Here is a 14,449-nt window from a genome sequence, read left to right on the forward strand (position 1 = left end):
ACCGCAATCGCCGGACAACCCCGCTCCCACAGGGGCCACCACCGTTTCAAAAGGCCCGACCTTTGGTCAGCCAACCGACCCGGGCGCAATTTTCATGTATGATATGCGCCCTTCCAAAAGCCTGACTGCCCGAGAACACCCCATGCAGCTCTCCTCGCTCACTGCGGTTTCCCCTGTAGATGGCCGCTATGCCGGCAAAACCCAGGCCTTGCGCCCTATCTTCAGCGAATACGGCCTGATCCGTTTCCGCGCCCTGGTCGAGGTCCGCTGGCTGCAGCGCCTGGCCGCCCACCCGCAGATCGGCGAAGTGCCGGCGTTCTCCGCCGAAGCCAACGCCCTGCTCGACGCCCTGGCCAGCGACTTCAAGCTCGAGCACGCCGAACGCGTGAAAGAGATCGAACGCACCACCAACCACGACGTCAAGGCCATCGAGTACCTGCTCAAGGAGCAGGCCGCCACGCTGCCGGAGCTGGCCAAGGTCAGCGAGTTCATCCACTTCGCCTGCACCAGCGAGGACATCAACAACCTGTCCCACGCGCTGATGCTGCGCGCCGGTCGTGACGACGTGCTGCTGCCGCTGATGCGCCAGATCGCCGAGGCCATTCGCGCCCTGGCCCACCAGCACGCCGACGTGCCGATGCTGTCGCGCACCCACGGCCAACCGGCTTCGCCGACCACCCTGGGCAAAGAGCTGGCCAACGTCGTCTACCGCCTGGAGCGCCAGATCGCCCAAGTGGCCGCCGTGCCGCTGCTGGGCAAGATCAACGGCGCCGTGGGCAACTACAACGCCCACCTGTCGGCCTACTCGCAAATCGACTGGGAAGCCAACGCCCGCGCCTTCATCGAGGACGAGCTGGGTCTGGTGTTCAACCCGTACACCACGCAGATCGAGCCGCACGACTACATCGCCGAGCTGTTCGACGCGATCGCCCGCTTCAACACCATCCTGATCGACTTCGACCGCGACGTCTGGGGCTACATCTCCCTGGGCTACTTCAAGCAGAAGACCGTCGCCGGCGAAATCGGCTCCTCGACCATGCCGCACAAGGTCAACCCGATCGACTTCGAGAACTCCGAAGGCAACCTGGGTATCGCCAACGCGCTGTTCCAGCACCTGGCCAGCAAGCTGCCGATCTCGCGCTGGCAGCGCGACCTGACCGACTCCACCGTGCTGCGCAACCTGGGCGTGGGCTTCGCCCATAGCGTCATCGCCTACGAAGCCAGCCTGAAAGGCATCGGCAAGCTGGAAGTCAACGAAGCGCGCATCGCCGCCGACCTGGACGCCTGCTGGGAAGTGCTGGCCGAGCCGATCCAGACCGTTATGCGCCGCTTCAATATCGAGAACCCCTACGAGAAGCTCAAGGAACTGACGCGCGGCAAGGGCATCACCCCTGAAGCGCTGCTGACCTTCATCGACGGCCTGGACATGCCGGCCGAAGCCAAGGCCGAGCTCAAGCAACTGACCCCGGCCAGCTACATCGGCAACGCGGCGGCCCAGGCCAAACGCATCTGAGCCTGACCACGCGGTTGAACGCCCGGCTCAGCCGGGCGTTTTTATTCCCGGATGAAAATTACGTTTTTTCAATAGGTTGAACATGAATCCTGATACTCCACTGCAGCTGCTGGGTGGCCTGACGGCCCGCGAATTCCTCCGCGACTACTGGCAGAAGAAGCCCCTGCTGGTGCGCCAGGCCTTCCCCGACTTCGAAAGCCCCATCGACCCGGACGAGCTGGCCGGCCTGGCCCTGGAGGAGGAGGTCGAGTCGCGCTTGATCCTCGAGCACGGCGAGCGCCCGTGGGAGCTGCGCCGCGGCCCCTTCGAGGAAGACGCTTTCGCCGAGCTGCCGGAGCGTGACTGGACCCTGCTGGTGCAAGCGGTGGACCAGTTCGTGCCTGAGGTGGCCGAGCTGCTGGAGCACTTCCGTTTCCTGCCCAGCTGGCGCATCGACGACGTGATGATCAGCTTCGCCGCCCCCGGTGGCAGCGTCGGCCCACACTTCGACAACTACGACGTGTTCCTGCTGCAAGGCCACGGCCAGCGCAACTGGAAGATCGGCCAGGTGTGCGACAGCGACAGCCCGCTGCTCGAGCACGCCGACCTGCGCATCCTCGCCGACTTCGAGCAGAGCGAGGAATGGACCCTGGAGCCGGGCGACATGCTCTACCTGCCGCCGCGCCTGGCCCACTACGGCGTGGCCGTGGACGACTGCCTGACCTACTCGGTGGGCTTCCGCGCGCCTAGCGCCGCCGAAGTGCTGACCCACTTCACCGACTTCCTCAGCCAGTTCCTGCCTGATGAAGAGCGCTACAGCGATGCCGACGCCCAGCCAGTCAGCGACCCGCACCAGATCCAGCACGACGCCCTCGACCGCCTCAAGGCGCTGCTCACCGAACACATGGGCGACGAGCGCCTGCTGCTGACCTGGTTCGGCCAGTTCATGACCGAGCCACGCTACCCCGAGCAGGTCAGCGGCGAGGAGCTGAGCGAAGAAGACCTGGTCGACAGCCTGGAACAAGGCGCGATCCTGATCCGCAACCCGAGCGCGCGCATGGCCTGGTCGGAGGTCGATGACAACCTGCTGCTGTTCGCCAGCGGCCAGAGCCGCTTGCTGTCGGGCCACCTGCGCGACCTGCTGAAGCTGATCTGCGCCGCCGACGCCCTGCACATCGAAAACCTGGCGCAGTGGCTGGAAGATGAAGAAGCCCTGACCCTGGTATGCCAACTGGTCAAGCAAGGAAGCTTGGGATTTGCCAATGAATAAGATCAGCGTTCGCCTCGCCGACTGGCACAAAGACAACGCCGACATCCACCGCATCCGCAGCGCCGTGTTCGTCGCCGAACAGCACGTGCCGCCGGAGTTGGAGTTCGATGCCGAGGACCCCACCGCCGTGCACTTCCTGGCCCTGGAAGGCGACTACCCGATCGGCACCGCGCGCCTGCTGCCCGATGGCACCATCGGCCGGGTGTCGGTGCTCAAGGACTGGCGCGGGCTGAATGTGGGTGATGCGCTGATGCGCGCAGTGATCGTCGAGGCGCAGAACCGCGACCTCAAGCAGCAGATGCTCAGCGCGCAGGTGCATGCCACGCCGTTCTACGAGCGCCTGGGCTTCAAGGTGGTCAGCGAGGAGTTCCTCGAAGCCGGCATCCCGCACGTGGACATGGTCCGCGATTCGCGCGAGGTCGCCTGACCGACCGGGGCCGGCGCTGTCGGCCAATCGCGGGGCAAGCCCGCTCCCACAGGCCCGACGCCGATTCTGGAAACGGCGACGTACCTTGTGGGAGAGGGCTCGCCCCGCGATTAGGCCGCCATTGAATGGCCGCCATAACGCAGCTGGCGCGGCGCCTTTGCTCAGGCAATCACGATCTGCCCATCCCCCACCCCCTGCCCCGCAATCCCCACCAACGTCACGCTATCCCGCCCGAACGTCAGCACCAGGTCATCCCCCACCCGGCTCAGGTGCTCGCGCCAATCCGGCGCCGCCATCCCCCCTTCCACACCCATGGACACCAAATAGAGGGCTGAGGAGGCAGTGCTGTCGAGCTGACGGTAATCGAACAGAGGCATGGGTGACGTCCTTGTTTTTTGTAGGCATTGCGCCCCAGCGACATCGTCCAATGACACGACTGACGGGCGAAAGGCAAAACTGGCACGCCGCCAAGCCCTCGTCCAACCCCATGGCTGAGGCATCCTGGCCAAAGACGGGGACATATTGCCTGGCAAAAACCTGTACATGCATACAGATAAAACTTGCCTGCGCGCCCTGGCTTGCGCATCCTAGTGCCCCATCACGGTTCACGAAGCGTTTGCGGCCATGCGCCTGTTCCTCTGCGAAAAGCCCTCCCAGGCCAAAGACATCGCCAAAGTCCTCGGTGCCACGCGCAAGGCCGACGGCTGCTGGCAAGGCACCGACGTGTGCGTGACCTGGTGCATCGGCCACCTGCTGGAAACCGCCCCGCCCGACAGCTACGACGCGCGCTACAAGCGCTGGAGCCTGGACGACCTGCCGATCATCCCGGAAAAGTGGAAGATGCTGGTCAAGCCCAAGACCGCCAGCCAGTTCAAGGCGGTCAAGCGCTTGCTCGGCGAGGCCCGCGAGCTGGTGATCGCCACCGACGCCGACCGTGAGGGCGAGATGATCGCCCGCGAGCTGCTCGAGCACTGCCGCTACCGTGGCCCGGTGCAGCGCCTGTGGCTATCGGCGCTGGACGACGCCTCCATCCGCAAGGCCCTGGCGCGCCTGCGCCCGGGCCACGAGACCTTCAGCCTGTACCACTCGGCCCTGGGCCGCTCGCGCGCCGACTGGCTGATCGGCATGAACATGAGCCGCCTGTTCACCCTGCTTGGCCGCCAGTCCGGCTACCAGGGCGTGCTGCCGGTGGGCCGTGTGCAAACCCCGACCCTGCGCCTGGTGGTCGACCGCGACCGCAGCATCGCCGACTTCGTGCCAGTGCCCTACTGGGCCATCGACGTGCAGCTGGAGCACGCGGGCAGCGCCTTCAGTGCCCAGTGGCGCGCCCCGGAGGAGGCCTGCGACGACCAGGGCCGCTGCATCCGCCAGGCACTCGCCCAGCAGGCCGCCAGCGACATGGGCAACGCCGCGAGCGCGCGCGTGCTCAAGGTCGAGACCGAGCGCATGCGCGAGGTCGCACCGCTGCCCTTCGACCTCGGCACCCTGCAGGAGGTGTGCTCGAAGAAACTCGGCCTCGGCGCCCAGGAAACCCTCGACATCGCCCAGGCGTTGTACGAGACCCACAAGCTGATCACCTACCCGCGCAGCGACTGCGGCTACCTGCCGCTCAGCCAGCACGCCGAGGCGCCCGCGATCCTCGCTGCGCTGCAGCGCGCCGATGCCAGCCTCGCGCCCTTGCAGCCCCATCTCGAACCCCAGCGCCGCTCACGGGCCTGGAACGACGCCAAGGTCAGCGCCCACCACGGCATCATTCCCACCGCCGCGGCCAGCGACCCCACGCGCCTGCCGCCCAAGCACAAGGCGGTCTACACGCTGGTCCGCGCGCGCTACCTGGCGCAGTTCCTGCCCCACCACGAATACGACCGCACCCAGGCCGACTTCGACTGTGCCGGCCATGCCCTGCGCGCGGTGGGCAAGCAGATCATCGAACCCGGCTGGCGCCGCGCCCTGCCCGAGGCACTGACCCCGGCCAAGGGCCGCGAGGCTGCCCCCGCCCAAGTGCTGCCGGCGCTACGCGAAGGCCAGGACTGCGCGGTGCGCGAGGTGCAGCTCAAGGACCTGTGGACCCAACCGCCCAAGCCCTTCACCGAAGGCGACCTGATCAAGGCGATGAAGAACGTCGCCAAACTGGTGGACGACCCACGGCTCAAGCAGAAGCTCAAGGAAACCACCGGCATCGGTACCGAGGCCACCCGCGCCAGCATCATCCAGGGCCTGCTCGACCGTGGTTACCTGGTCAAGCATGGCAAGGCGCTCGCCGCCACCCCGGCGGCCTTCAGCCTGATCGACGCCGTGCCCCGCGCCATTGCCGACCCGGGCACCACGGCGATCTGGGAGCAGGCGCTGGACATGGTGCAGAGCGGCGAAATGAGCCTGGAGGAGTTCGTCGCCCGGCAATCGGCGTGGATGGGCAAACTGGTGCAGCGCTGCGCCGGCCTGCGCCTGAGTATCAGCGGCCCTTCGGTCGCCGCCAAAGGCGCGCCGTGGAAGAAGAAACGCCGCAGCGGCGGCAAGGCCAAGGCCGCTGAGGCGAAGGCACCCCGCAAAAAGGCGCCCCGCAAAACCGCATAGGCCTCATCGCGGGCTTGCCCCGCGATGAGGCTGGACCAGACACCTCAGGCCTAAGCCGCACCTTCCCCCCGCAACCGCCCCAGCAGGGCCTTGGCATTGTCCACACAGTCCGTCCCCTCGGGCCGGTTCTCAATGGTCTCGATCGCCACCAGCAATTGCGCCCGGCTATGCGCCAGGCGTTGCTGCAACGCCTCGATCTCGGCCACCTTGCGCTTCAACCCATCCAGCAACTCGCCATGGGCCCAGGCATCCGCCGTCACCGGCAACAGGCTGCGCACCTCCTCCAGGGAAAACCCCGCCGCCTGCGCCCCCACGATGATCTCCAGTATCCACAACGCCTCGGCCGGGTACTCCCGATAGCCATTGGCCGTGCGCCCAACCACCGTGAGCAGACCGCTGGATTCGTAGAAGCGTATCCGCGAAGCGGAAAGGCCACTGCGTCTCGCCAATTCTCCTATTCTCATAGCTCGCCTCACCCAACCGACCTTCAAGCTCACTTTAACCCCGTTCACCCGGGCAAGCAGCAACGTCCCTCATGCACCAACCACTCTAGAGGAGCAGCGATCATGGGTTACGTCACAACGAAGGATGGCGTCGAGATCTTCTACAAAGACTGGGGCCCCCGCGGCGCACCGGTCATCCACTTCCACCACGGCTGGCCGCTGAGCGCCGACGACTGGGACGCGCAGATGCTGTTCTTCCTCGCCCAGGGCTTTCGCGTGGTGGCCCATGACCGGCGCGGCCACGGGCGCTCCAGCCAGGTCTGGGACGGCCACGACATGGATCACTACGCCGACGATGTGGCGGCGGTGGTCCAGCACCTGGGTACCCAGGGCGCCGTGCATGTGGGCCACTCCACCGGTGGCGGCGAGGTGGTGCGCTACATCGCCCGCCACCCCGAGGACAAGGTGACCAAGGGCGTGCTGATCGCCGCCGTGCCGCCGTTGATGGTGCAGACCCCGGCCAACCCCGGTGGCCTGCCCAAGTCGGTATTCGACGGCTTCCAGGCCCAGGTGGCGAGCAACCGCGCGCAGTTCTATCGCGATGTGCCGGCCGGGCCGTTCTATGGCTACAACCGCCCGGGCGCGACGGCGTCGGAGGGGATCATCGGCAACTGGTGGCGCCAGGGCATGATGGGCAGCGCCAAGGCCCACTACGACGGCATCGTGGCCTTCTCGCAGACCGACTTCACCCAGGACCTCAAGGGTATCCAGCAGCCGGTGCTGGTGATGCACGGGGACGACGACCAGATCGTGCCCTACGAGAATTCCGGGCCGCTTTCAGCGAAGTTGCTGCCCAAGGGTGAGCTCAAGACCTACCAGGGCTACCCGCACGGCATGCCGACCACCCATGCCGATGTGATCAATGCCGACCTGCTGGCATTCGTGCGCGGGTGAGATCGCCTGGGGCCGCGTTACACCCCAATCGCGGGCGTGCCCCGTGATTGGGCCCCTTGACCTTCAACCTGACTTCAACGATAGCCTCGTTCGCACCTGACCCCCGAGGCTCCCCCCATGACCCTGTTCGCCCCGCTCACCCTGCCCAACGGCACGCAGATCCCCAACCGCATCGCCAAGGCCGCCATGGAAGAAAACCTGGCCGACGCCGACCAGGCCCCGTCCGAACGCCTGATCCGGCTGTACCAGGCCTGGGCCGCAGGCGGCGCCGGGCTGCTGATCAGCGGCAACGTGATGGTCGACGGCCGCGCCATGACCGGCCCCGGCGGGGTGGTCCTGGAAAACGACCAGCAACTGGACAAGTTCCGCCGCTGGGCCAGCACCGGCCGGCGCAACGGCACGCAGTTCTGGCTACAGATCAACCATCCTGGCCGGCAGATGGCCGCCAACCTCGGCCAGTCGACCTGGGCGCCTTCGGCCGTGCCGCTGGAGCTGGGCACGATGTCACGCCACTTCGCCACCCCCAAGGCGATGACCGAGGCAATGATCGAAGCGGTCATCGAGCGCTTCACACGTACCGCGCAACTGGCCGAGCAGGCGGGGTTCAGCGGCGTGCAGGTCCATGCCGCGCACGGTTACCTGCTCAGCCAGTTCCTCTCGCCACTGAGCAACCGCCGCACCGACCAATGGGGCGGTTCGCTGGAAAACCGTGCGCGCCTGCTGCTGCGCATCGTCCAGGCGATACGCGCGGGGGTGGCGCCCGGCTTCGCCGTGGCGGTCAAGCTGAACTCGGCAGACTTCCAGCGCGGCGGCTTCAGCGCCGAGGACGCCCGCCAAGTGGTGCAGTGGCTCAACCAACAGGCGGTCGACTTGGTCGAACTCTCCGGTGGCAGCTACGAGGCCCCGGCCATGCAAGGCGAGGCACGCGATGGCCGCACCCTGGCCCGCGAAGCCTACTTCCTCGATTTCGCCCGCGATATCCAGGCCAGTGCGCGCATGCCGTTGATGGTCACCGGGGGTATCCGTCGGCGCCCGGTGGCCCAGCAGGTGCTCGACAGCGGCGTGGCCATGGTCGGCATCGGCACCGCGCTGGCCCTCGAGCCCGGCCTGCCGAATGCCTGGCAGCGAGGCCAGGAGCCCGCGCCGAACCTGGCGCCGATCAGCTGGAAGAACAAGGTCATGGCCTCGCTGGCCAACATGGCCACGGTGAAGTTCCAGTTGCGCCGCTTGAGCCAGGGCAAGGCACCGCAGCCCGGCGTGTCGCCGCTGCGCGCACTGCTCCTGCAACAACTGTGCACCCTGCGCCGCGCCCGCCAATATCGACGCTGGGTCGGGCGGCGCCCTAGCGCCTGAGGTGTGACTGGCAGCCACCACCCTGCCAGGATTACCATGTGTGGCTCTGGCGCGGCCTTTTGCCGCGCCCTGCCTATCCAGCACGACACCCCATGCCTTTCGAACTCACCGTAGAACCCCACATCCTGTTGATCCTCGCCGCAGTGGCTTTCGTCGCCGGTTTCATCGATGCCATCGCCGGCGGCGGCGGGCTGCTCACCACTCCCGCCCTGCTCACCGCCGGCATGCCGCCGCACCTGGTGCTGGGCACCAACAAGCTCAGCTCGACCTTCGGCTCGGCCACCGCCGGCTTCACCTATTACCGGCGCAAGCTGTTCCACCCCGCGCAGTGGCGCCGCGCGCTGCTCGGCACCCTGGTCGGCGCGCTGCTCGGCGCGACCATCGCCCACTACCTGCCGGCCGAATGGCTGAACAAGATGCTGCCGGTGGTGGTCTTCGCCTGTGGCGTGTACCTGCTGTTCGGCGGCACGCCCAAGGCGCCACTGGATGCCGACGCGCCGATCAAGAAAAAGTGGCAGTTCCCGCAAGGCTTCACGCTGGGCTTCTACGATGGCGTCGCCGGCCCAGGCACCGGCGCGTTCTGGACGGTCAGCACGCTGCTGCTCTACCCCATCGACCTGGTGCGTGCCAGCGGCGTGGCGCGCAGCATGAACTTCGTCAGCAACATCGCGGCACTGACAGTGTTCGTCATTTCCGGGCAGGTGGACTACATCGTCGGCCTGGCCATGGGCCTGTCGGTGATGGTCGGCGCCTTCTTCGGCGCACGCACGGCGATCAGTGGCGGCAGCAAATTCATCCGCCCGGTGTTCATCACCGTGGTGCTGGCATTGACCGTGCGCCTAGCGTGGCAGCACTGGTTCGGGCAAGCCTAAGCGCCGCGCGACGTACAGGTCGATCAGGTAACGGGCGATCGACCTGCCCGCCGGCAGCGGCGGCAAGGCATGCACACTGAACCACTGGGCGTCCTCGATCTCATCCGGCTGCATGACGATCTCGCCGCCCGCGTACTCGGCATGGAAGCCCAGCATCATCGAGTGCGGGAACGGCCAGCACTGGCTGCCCACGTACTGGATGTTCTTCACCTGCACCGCCACTTCCTCACGCACCTCGCGCACCAGGCAGTCCTCGGCCGACTCGCCCGGTTCGGCGAAGCCGGCCAGGGTGCTGTACACGCCGGTGACGAAGCGCGGCGAGCGCGCCAGGAGGATCTCGTCGCCACGGGTGACCAGCACGATCATGCTCGGCGAGATGCGCGGGTAGCTGCGCAGGTCGCAGGCCGGGCAATGCATCGCTCGCTCCCAGCGGATCTGCGTCATCGCCTGCCCACAGCTGCCGCAGAAGCGGTGCTCGCGGGCCCAGGTGCCGATCTGCGCGGCATAGCCGAGCAGCTTATAGGTGTCGAAGTCGCCTTCGAGCATGAACGAGCGCAGGCCGCGCCAGCTGCAGCCATTCACCTCGCTGGCGCCGCGCAGTTCGAGCAGGAACACCGGCTGGCCATCGAAGTGGCCGATACCGTGCTCGGCCAGCACGTCGAGGTCCTGGCGCTTGAGCCAGTCGCGCGGGAACAGCGCGCCGTTGTCGTCCACCAGGAACCCCGCCGAGCTGCGGGCGACGGCCCAGCCGCCGGTGATCTGCGGGTCGAGTACTGCGGTAGTCCAGCGTGACGACATGGTTCGGATCCTTTCAGGCGCGTGCGCCGCAGGGCCCAGGCCAGGCTCAGTCGGCGAACGTCGGTTGCTGTTTGCTCATGTGGGCCGCCACCGCGACCCGCAGGTCTTCGGATTGCAGCATCGCGGCGTTCCAGGTGGCGATGTACTCCAGGCCATCGTCGATGCGATGGTCACGCATGTAGCTGAGCATCTCCTTGGTGCCCGCCACGGCGATGGGCGATTTTCCTGCAATTTCCCGGGCAATGGCAAAGACTCCGTCGAGCAATGCGGCGTGGTCGTCGTATACCCGGTTGACCAGGCCGATGCGCAGCGCCTCCTCGGCATCGATCATCCGCCCGGTGAAGGCCAGTTCGCGCATCATGCCGTCGCCGATGATACGCGGCAAACGTTGCAGCGTGCCGACATCGGCGGCCATGCCCATGTCGATCTCCTTGATCGAGAATTGCGCATCGCGGCTGCAGTAGCGCATGTCGCAGGCCGACACCAGGTCGATGGCGCCGCCGATGCAGTAACCCTGGATCGCCGCCAGCACGGGCTTCCGGCAGTTGTCCACGGCCGTGAACGAGCCTTGCAGGCGCAGGATGGTCTTGCGCAACAGCCGCGCATTGCGGCCGACGTCCTTGCCCATCTGGCCGGCCAGCGAAGCCAGCATCATCAGGTCGATGCCCGAGGAGAAATGCTTGCCCGCGCCGCTGACAACCACCGCGCGCACAGCGTCGGTGTCGTCGATCCACTGGAAGATGTCGATGATTTCCTCCCAGAAGGCGGCGTTCATCGCGTTGATCTTTTCCGGGCGGTTGATCTGTACGTGGGCGATGTTGTCGGTCAATTCGACCTTGAACGCGGTGTATTCGGTCACGTGCGGCACTCCTGTGGTGAAAGGGTTCACAGCGCCGGACTATAGCGCACCCGCAAGGCTGCACATGTGCCAAAAGCGGGACTGCGCACCGATGGCCCTGGGCGGGTGGGCGGCTCGATAACGGCCAAATACAATCAACGTTCGAAATCACGAGCAGAAGGAAACGCTCCCTTGCCCACCCCGTTGATCCACCAAGCCGCCCGGCTGCGCGCCGAACACCATCGCCCTCCCGGCTTCAACCTGTTCACCCTGCTGCGCAGCGGCACGGATGAAGTGCGCCTGCATTCACGCTACGTGGCCTTCCTGCTCGACCCCCGTGGTGCCCATGGGGCTGGGGCCAAGCCGCTGCTGTGGCTGCTCGAGCGCTTGGGCATCGAAGGCTTCGACTGCCGCCAGGCCACGGTGGCCCTGGAATACCGCAACATCGACATCCTCGTGCGCAACCCACAGCGCCAGGCGCTGATCATCGAGAACAAGATCCACGCCAAGGACCAGGACAGCCAATTGCTGCGCTATACGCAGACCCTGCGGGCAGAGGGCTACCAGGACATCACCACCCTTTACCTGACCCTCGATGGCCGTGACGCCGACGAGCACAGCGCTTCTGGCATCGACTACCTGCGGGTCGGCTATGCCGCCGATATCCTGCCCTGGCTGGAACACTGCCAACCCTGGGTGATACGCGAAGCGGCGGTGCGTGAAAGCCTGCTGCAGTACATCGACCTCATCCGCAAACTGACCCGCACCGACCAAGGTGGAATCTACATGGACATGCTCAAGCAGACCCTGCGCAAGGACAACAACCTGCTGCTGGTGAAAGACCTGCAAAGGGCCTACACAGAGACACTCAAAGACCTGCAACTGGCGCTCTGGCAGGACGTGGTGCGCGCGGTGAAGCACAAGTACGAGGACCTGCCTGCCCCAGACAACTACGCCACCACCGAGGCGATCGAGCGGTACTACAGCAATGCCACGCAGAATCGCTACTACGGCCTGTACTACGACCTGGGCACACTCAACAGCTCGGTCTACCTGGAACTCAACCATCGCTTCTATTGCGGCCTGTACTGCGACATGCAGGCCCACCCCCACGATCACGCACGCTTGCGCGAGCTGACCGATGTGCTGGAGAAGAACGGCCTCAGCAACAACGGCCAACTATGGCGCTACACCACTGGCCTGAACATGAAAGATCCCACCGAGGAAGACCTCCTGACCCTGCTCGACGACCCCCGCCGGGCGCAGGCCGCCGAGCGCATGGCCGACGACCTGTACCAGCTCTGGCGACAAGTGCACACGCTGGTCGACCGAGCCGCTGCGGGGCACTGAGCGCAACCCTCGGCAAACAAACGCCAGGCGGCTGTCGATTCCGCTGGCTGGCGTTCGACTACCCTGCACACACCCTTGCCTTGAACCCAACTCGAGAGAGGAAGCTCCATGCGTAAACTCATCGTTGCCGCGTTCATCAGCCTGGATGGCGTCATGCAGGCGCCTGGCGGGCCGCAGGAAGACACCCGTGGCGGTTTCCGCTTCGGCGGCTGGATCGTGCCCTATGCCGACGAGGCCTTCGGCCAGGCCATGCAGGCGCTGTTCAGCCAGCCGTTCGAACTGCTGCTGGGGCGGCGCACCTACGACATCTTTGCCGGCCACTGGCCCAGGGTGAAAAGCGACTCGCCCGACCATGGCCTCGCCGAACTGTTCAACCAGGTGCCCAAGCATGTCGCCACCCACCGGCCCGAATCACTCGACTGGCGCAACAGCCATGTGCTGGGCGCCGACCCGGTGGCGGCGGTGCAAGCGCTCAAGCAGCAAGACGGCGCCACGCTGCTGACCCAGGGCAGCGGCGAGCTGGTGCAGCAGTTGCTGGCTGCGGGAGTGGTGGACGAACTGCGCTTGCTGATTCATCCACTGCTGCTTGGGCGCGGCCAGCGGCTGTTCGATGAGCAAGCCCAGCCGCTGGCGTTCGAGCTGGCGGAGTCGGTGGTGTCATCGACGGGGGTGGTGATCGCCCGTTACGTCAAGGAAGGTGAGGTGCGGACCGGGAGTTTTGCCTTGCCGTGAAATAGGTTCCAGCGCGGTCTTTGCAGGACCGGGCTTGCCCCGCGATGAGGCCGGCACTGACACCCGGCCGGCCCAAACCTGTACAAATAATTTGACTTGTACAATTTTAAGCATAGGCTTCAAGAAGACCTGTACAAAAACAGTTTTTTGTACAACTTCACGGAGCCGTTCATGTCAGCGTTCCTCACCCAGTTCGCCAATCGCTTCGCCACGCTGGACGCGGCCTCCCTGGACGGCCTGGGCACCCTCTACACCACGGACGTGCAGTTCCGCGACCCGCTGCACCAGTTCGACGGCCTCCCCGCCCTGCGCGCCTATTTCGAGCAGCTCTACGCCAACGCCCACGACATCCGCTACGACATCCACGCCACCGACCAGACCGCCCCCGGCGAAGGCTACCTGCGCTGGACCCTGTACTTCCGCCACCCGCGCCTGGCCCGCGGCCAGCTGATCCGCCTCGACGGCTGCAGCCACTTGCGCTGGGAAGAGCGCGTCTACCACCACCAGGACTACTTCGATGCCGGCGCCCTGCTCTACGAGCATGTGCCGGTGCTCGGCGCAGTGATCGGCTGGCTGAAAAGGCGGCTGGCATGAGCCGGTGCTGGTTGACCGGCGCCAGCAGCGGCATCGGCGCCGCCCTGGCCAGCCAATTGCTGACGGCGGGTCATCAGGTGGCGCTGGGCGGGCGCCGGGCGAGCGCGTTGCACGGGCTGGTCGAACGCTACCCAGGCCAAGCCCTGCTGGCCGTCGGCGACATTGCCGAAGCCGCACAGGTCACCGACATGGTCCGTGGCATCGAGCAGGCGTGGGGTGCGCTCGACGTGGTGATCCTCAATGCCGGCACCTGCGAATACCTGGAGCCAGGCCAGTTCGACGCCGCGACGGTCGAGCGCATGGTGCGCACCAACCTGATCGGCGCCAGCCATTGCCTGGAGGCCGCACTGCCGTTGCTGCGTCGAGGCCAGCGCCCGCACCTGGTGGTGGTCGGCAGCTCGGTCACCTGGTTGGCGCTACCGCGCGCCGGCGCCTACGGCGCGTCGAAGGCCGCACTGCGCTACCTGGTCGAATCCCTGCGCATCGACCTGCAGGCCGAAGGCATCGACGTCACCCTGGTCAGCCCAGGCTTCGTCGACACCCCGCTGACCCGGCGCAATGACTTCCCCATGCCGGTGCTGTGGAGCGCCGAGCGCGCCGCCCAATACATCGCCAAACGCCTGCCACGCCGGCCGCTGGAGATCCGCTTCCCGACCCTGTTCATCATCGTCCTGCGCCTGCTCGGTGCCCTGCCGGCGCGCTGGCGCCTGGCCCTGGGCCGGCGCCTGGCGCGCCCGGCGCAGGAGTGACGC

The 14,449-nt window shown here is 66.4% G+C and carries 15 protein-coding genes; 11 read left to right on the plus strand and 4 right to left on the minus strand.

What is annotated here, in order from left to right:
* The first annotated feature begins 142 nt into the window (after positions 1–142).
* The 3 genes from purB to P0Y43_RS16830 all read left to right on the plus strand — a co-directional run bounded on the left by purB (position 143) and on the right by P0Y43_RS16830 (position 3,189).
* Positions 143–1,513 carry an adenylosuccinate lyase gene (gene purB / locus P0Y43_RS16820; RefSeq protein WP_275638399.1) on the plus strand — a complete coding sequence of 457 codons (1,371 nt, stop codon included), beginning with the start codon at positions 143–145 and terminating at the stop codon, positions 1,511–1,513.
* 82 nt (positions 1,514–1,595) lie between these two features.
* Positions 1,596–2,762, plus strand: coding sequence for a cupin domain-containing protein (locus tag P0Y43_RS16825; RefSeq protein WP_275638400.1), 1,167 nt, complete (start codon positions 1,596–1,598; stop codon positions 2,760–2,762).
* A complete protein-coding gene (locus tag P0Y43_RS16830) occupies positions 2,755–3,189 on the plus strand; it encodes a GNAT family N-acetyltransferase (RefSeq protein WP_275638401.1) in 435 nt (144 codons plus the stop codon). The genes P0Y43_RS16825 and P0Y43_RS16830 overlap by 8 nt, the downstream gene beginning before the upstream one ends.
* A 161-nt stretch (positions 3,190–3,350) precedes the next feature.
* On the opposite strand, the gene P0Y43_RS16835 is transcribed toward P0Y43_RS16830, so the two are convergent.
* Positions 3,351–3,566 carry a hypothetical protein gene (locus P0Y43_RS16835; protein WP_275638402.1) on the minus strand — a complete coding sequence of 72 codons (216 nt, stop codon included), beginning with the start codon at positions 3,564–3,566 and terminating at the stop codon, positions 3,351–3,353.
* Between the two features lie 247 nt (positions 3,567–3,813).
* On the opposite strand from P0Y43_RS16835, the gene P0Y43_RS16840 reads away from it, so the two are divergent.
* Positions 3,814–5,763 carry a DNA topoisomerase III gene (locus tag P0Y43_RS16840; protein ID WP_275638403.1) on the plus strand — a complete coding sequence of 650 codons (1,950 nt, stop codon included), beginning with the start codon at positions 3,814–3,816 and terminating at the stop codon, positions 5,761–5,763.
* A gap of 50 nt (positions 5,764–5,813) precedes the next feature.
* Here P0Y43_RS16840 and P0Y43_RS16845 read toward each other — a convergent pair whose 3' ends face one another.
* Positions 5,814–6,227 carry a MerR family transcriptional regulator gene (locus P0Y43_RS16845; RefSeq protein WP_275638404.1) on the minus strand — a complete coding sequence of 138 codons (414 nt, stop codon included), beginning with the start codon at positions 6,225–6,227 and terminating at the stop codon, positions 5,814–5,816.
* A gap of 102 nt (positions 6,228–6,329) precedes the next feature.
* Here P0Y43_RS16845 and P0Y43_RS16850 point away from each other — a divergent pair, with 102 nt between their 5' ends.
* The 3 genes from P0Y43_RS16850 to P0Y43_RS16860 all read left to right on the plus strand — a co-directional run bounded on the left by P0Y43_RS16850 (position 6,330) and on the right by P0Y43_RS16860 (position 9,385).
* Entirely contained in the window at positions 6,330–7,160 is an 831-nt protein-coding gene (locus tag P0Y43_RS16850; protein WP_275638405.1) for an alpha/beta fold hydrolase, read from the plus strand.
* 117 nt (positions 7,161–7,277) lie between these two features.
* Entirely contained in the window at positions 7,278–8,513 is a 1,236-nt protein-coding gene (locus P0Y43_RS16855) for an NADH:flavin oxidoreductase/NADH oxidase family protein (protein WP_275638406.1), read from the plus strand.
* A gap of 92 nt (positions 8,514–8,605) precedes the next feature.
* Positions 8,606–9,385, plus strand: a complete 780-nt coding sequence (locus P0Y43_RS16860; protein ID WP_275638407.1) for a TSUP family transporter — start codon at positions 8,606–8,608, stop codon at positions 9,383–9,385.
* On the opposite strand, the gene nudC is transcribed toward P0Y43_RS16860, so the two are convergent.
* Together nudC and P0Y43_RS16870 are read right to left on the minus strand one after the other, a co-directional pair.
* Positions 9,353–10,183: an NAD(+) diphosphatase gene (gene nudC / locus P0Y43_RS16865; RefSeq protein WP_275638408.1), complete on the minus strand. Its 831-nt coding sequence runs from the start codon at positions 10,181–10,183 to the stop codon at positions 9,353–9,355. The genes P0Y43_RS16860 and nudC overlap by 33 nt on opposite strands.
* Before the next feature lie 46 nt (positions 10,184–10,229).
* Positions 10,230–11,042, minus strand: coding sequence for a crotonase/enoyl-CoA hydratase family protein (locus tag P0Y43_RS16870; protein WP_275638409.1), 813 nt, complete (start codon positions 11,040–11,042; stop codon positions 10,230–10,232).
* A 171-nt stretch (positions 11,043–11,213) separates the two neighbouring features.
* Here P0Y43_RS16870 and P0Y43_RS16875 point away from each other — a divergent pair, with 171 nt between their 5' ends.
* The 4 genes from P0Y43_RS16875 (at position 11,214) to P0Y43_RS16890 (ending at position 14,446) form a co-directional block, all read left to right on the plus strand.
* On the plus strand, positions 11,214–12,371 hold the full coding sequence (locus P0Y43_RS16875) for a PD-(D/E)XK nuclease family protein (protein ID WP_275638410.1): 1,158 nt from the start codon (positions 11,214–11,216) through the stop codon (positions 12,369–12,371).
* Between the two features lie 108 nt (positions 12,372–12,479).
* Positions 12,480–13,103, plus strand: coding sequence for a dihydrofolate reductase family protein (locus tag P0Y43_RS16880; protein WP_275638411.1), 624 nt, complete (start codon positions 12,480–12,482; stop codon positions 13,101–13,103).
* 171 nt (positions 13,104–13,274) lie between these two features.
* Positions 13,275–13,697, plus strand: a complete 423-nt coding sequence (locus tag P0Y43_RS16885) for a nuclear transport factor 2 family protein (RefSeq protein WP_275638412.1) — start codon at positions 13,275–13,277, stop codon at positions 13,695–13,697.
* Complete coding sequence (locus P0Y43_RS16890) at positions 13,694–14,446, plus strand: SDR family NAD(P)-dependent oxidoreductase (RefSeq protein ID WP_275638413.1); 753 nt, start codon at positions 13,694–13,696, stop codon at positions 14,444–14,446. Before P0Y43_RS16885 ends, P0Y43_RS16890 begins: the two co-directional genes overlap by 4 nt.
* Positions 14,447–14,449 lie beyond the last annotated feature (3 nt).

Origin of the sequence: Pseudomonas entomophila, from assembly GCF_029193575.1 — a bacterium.
GTDB lineage: Bacteria > Pseudomonadota > Gammaproteobacteria > Pseudomonadales > Pseudomonadaceae > Aquipseudomonas > Aquipseudomonas entomophila_G.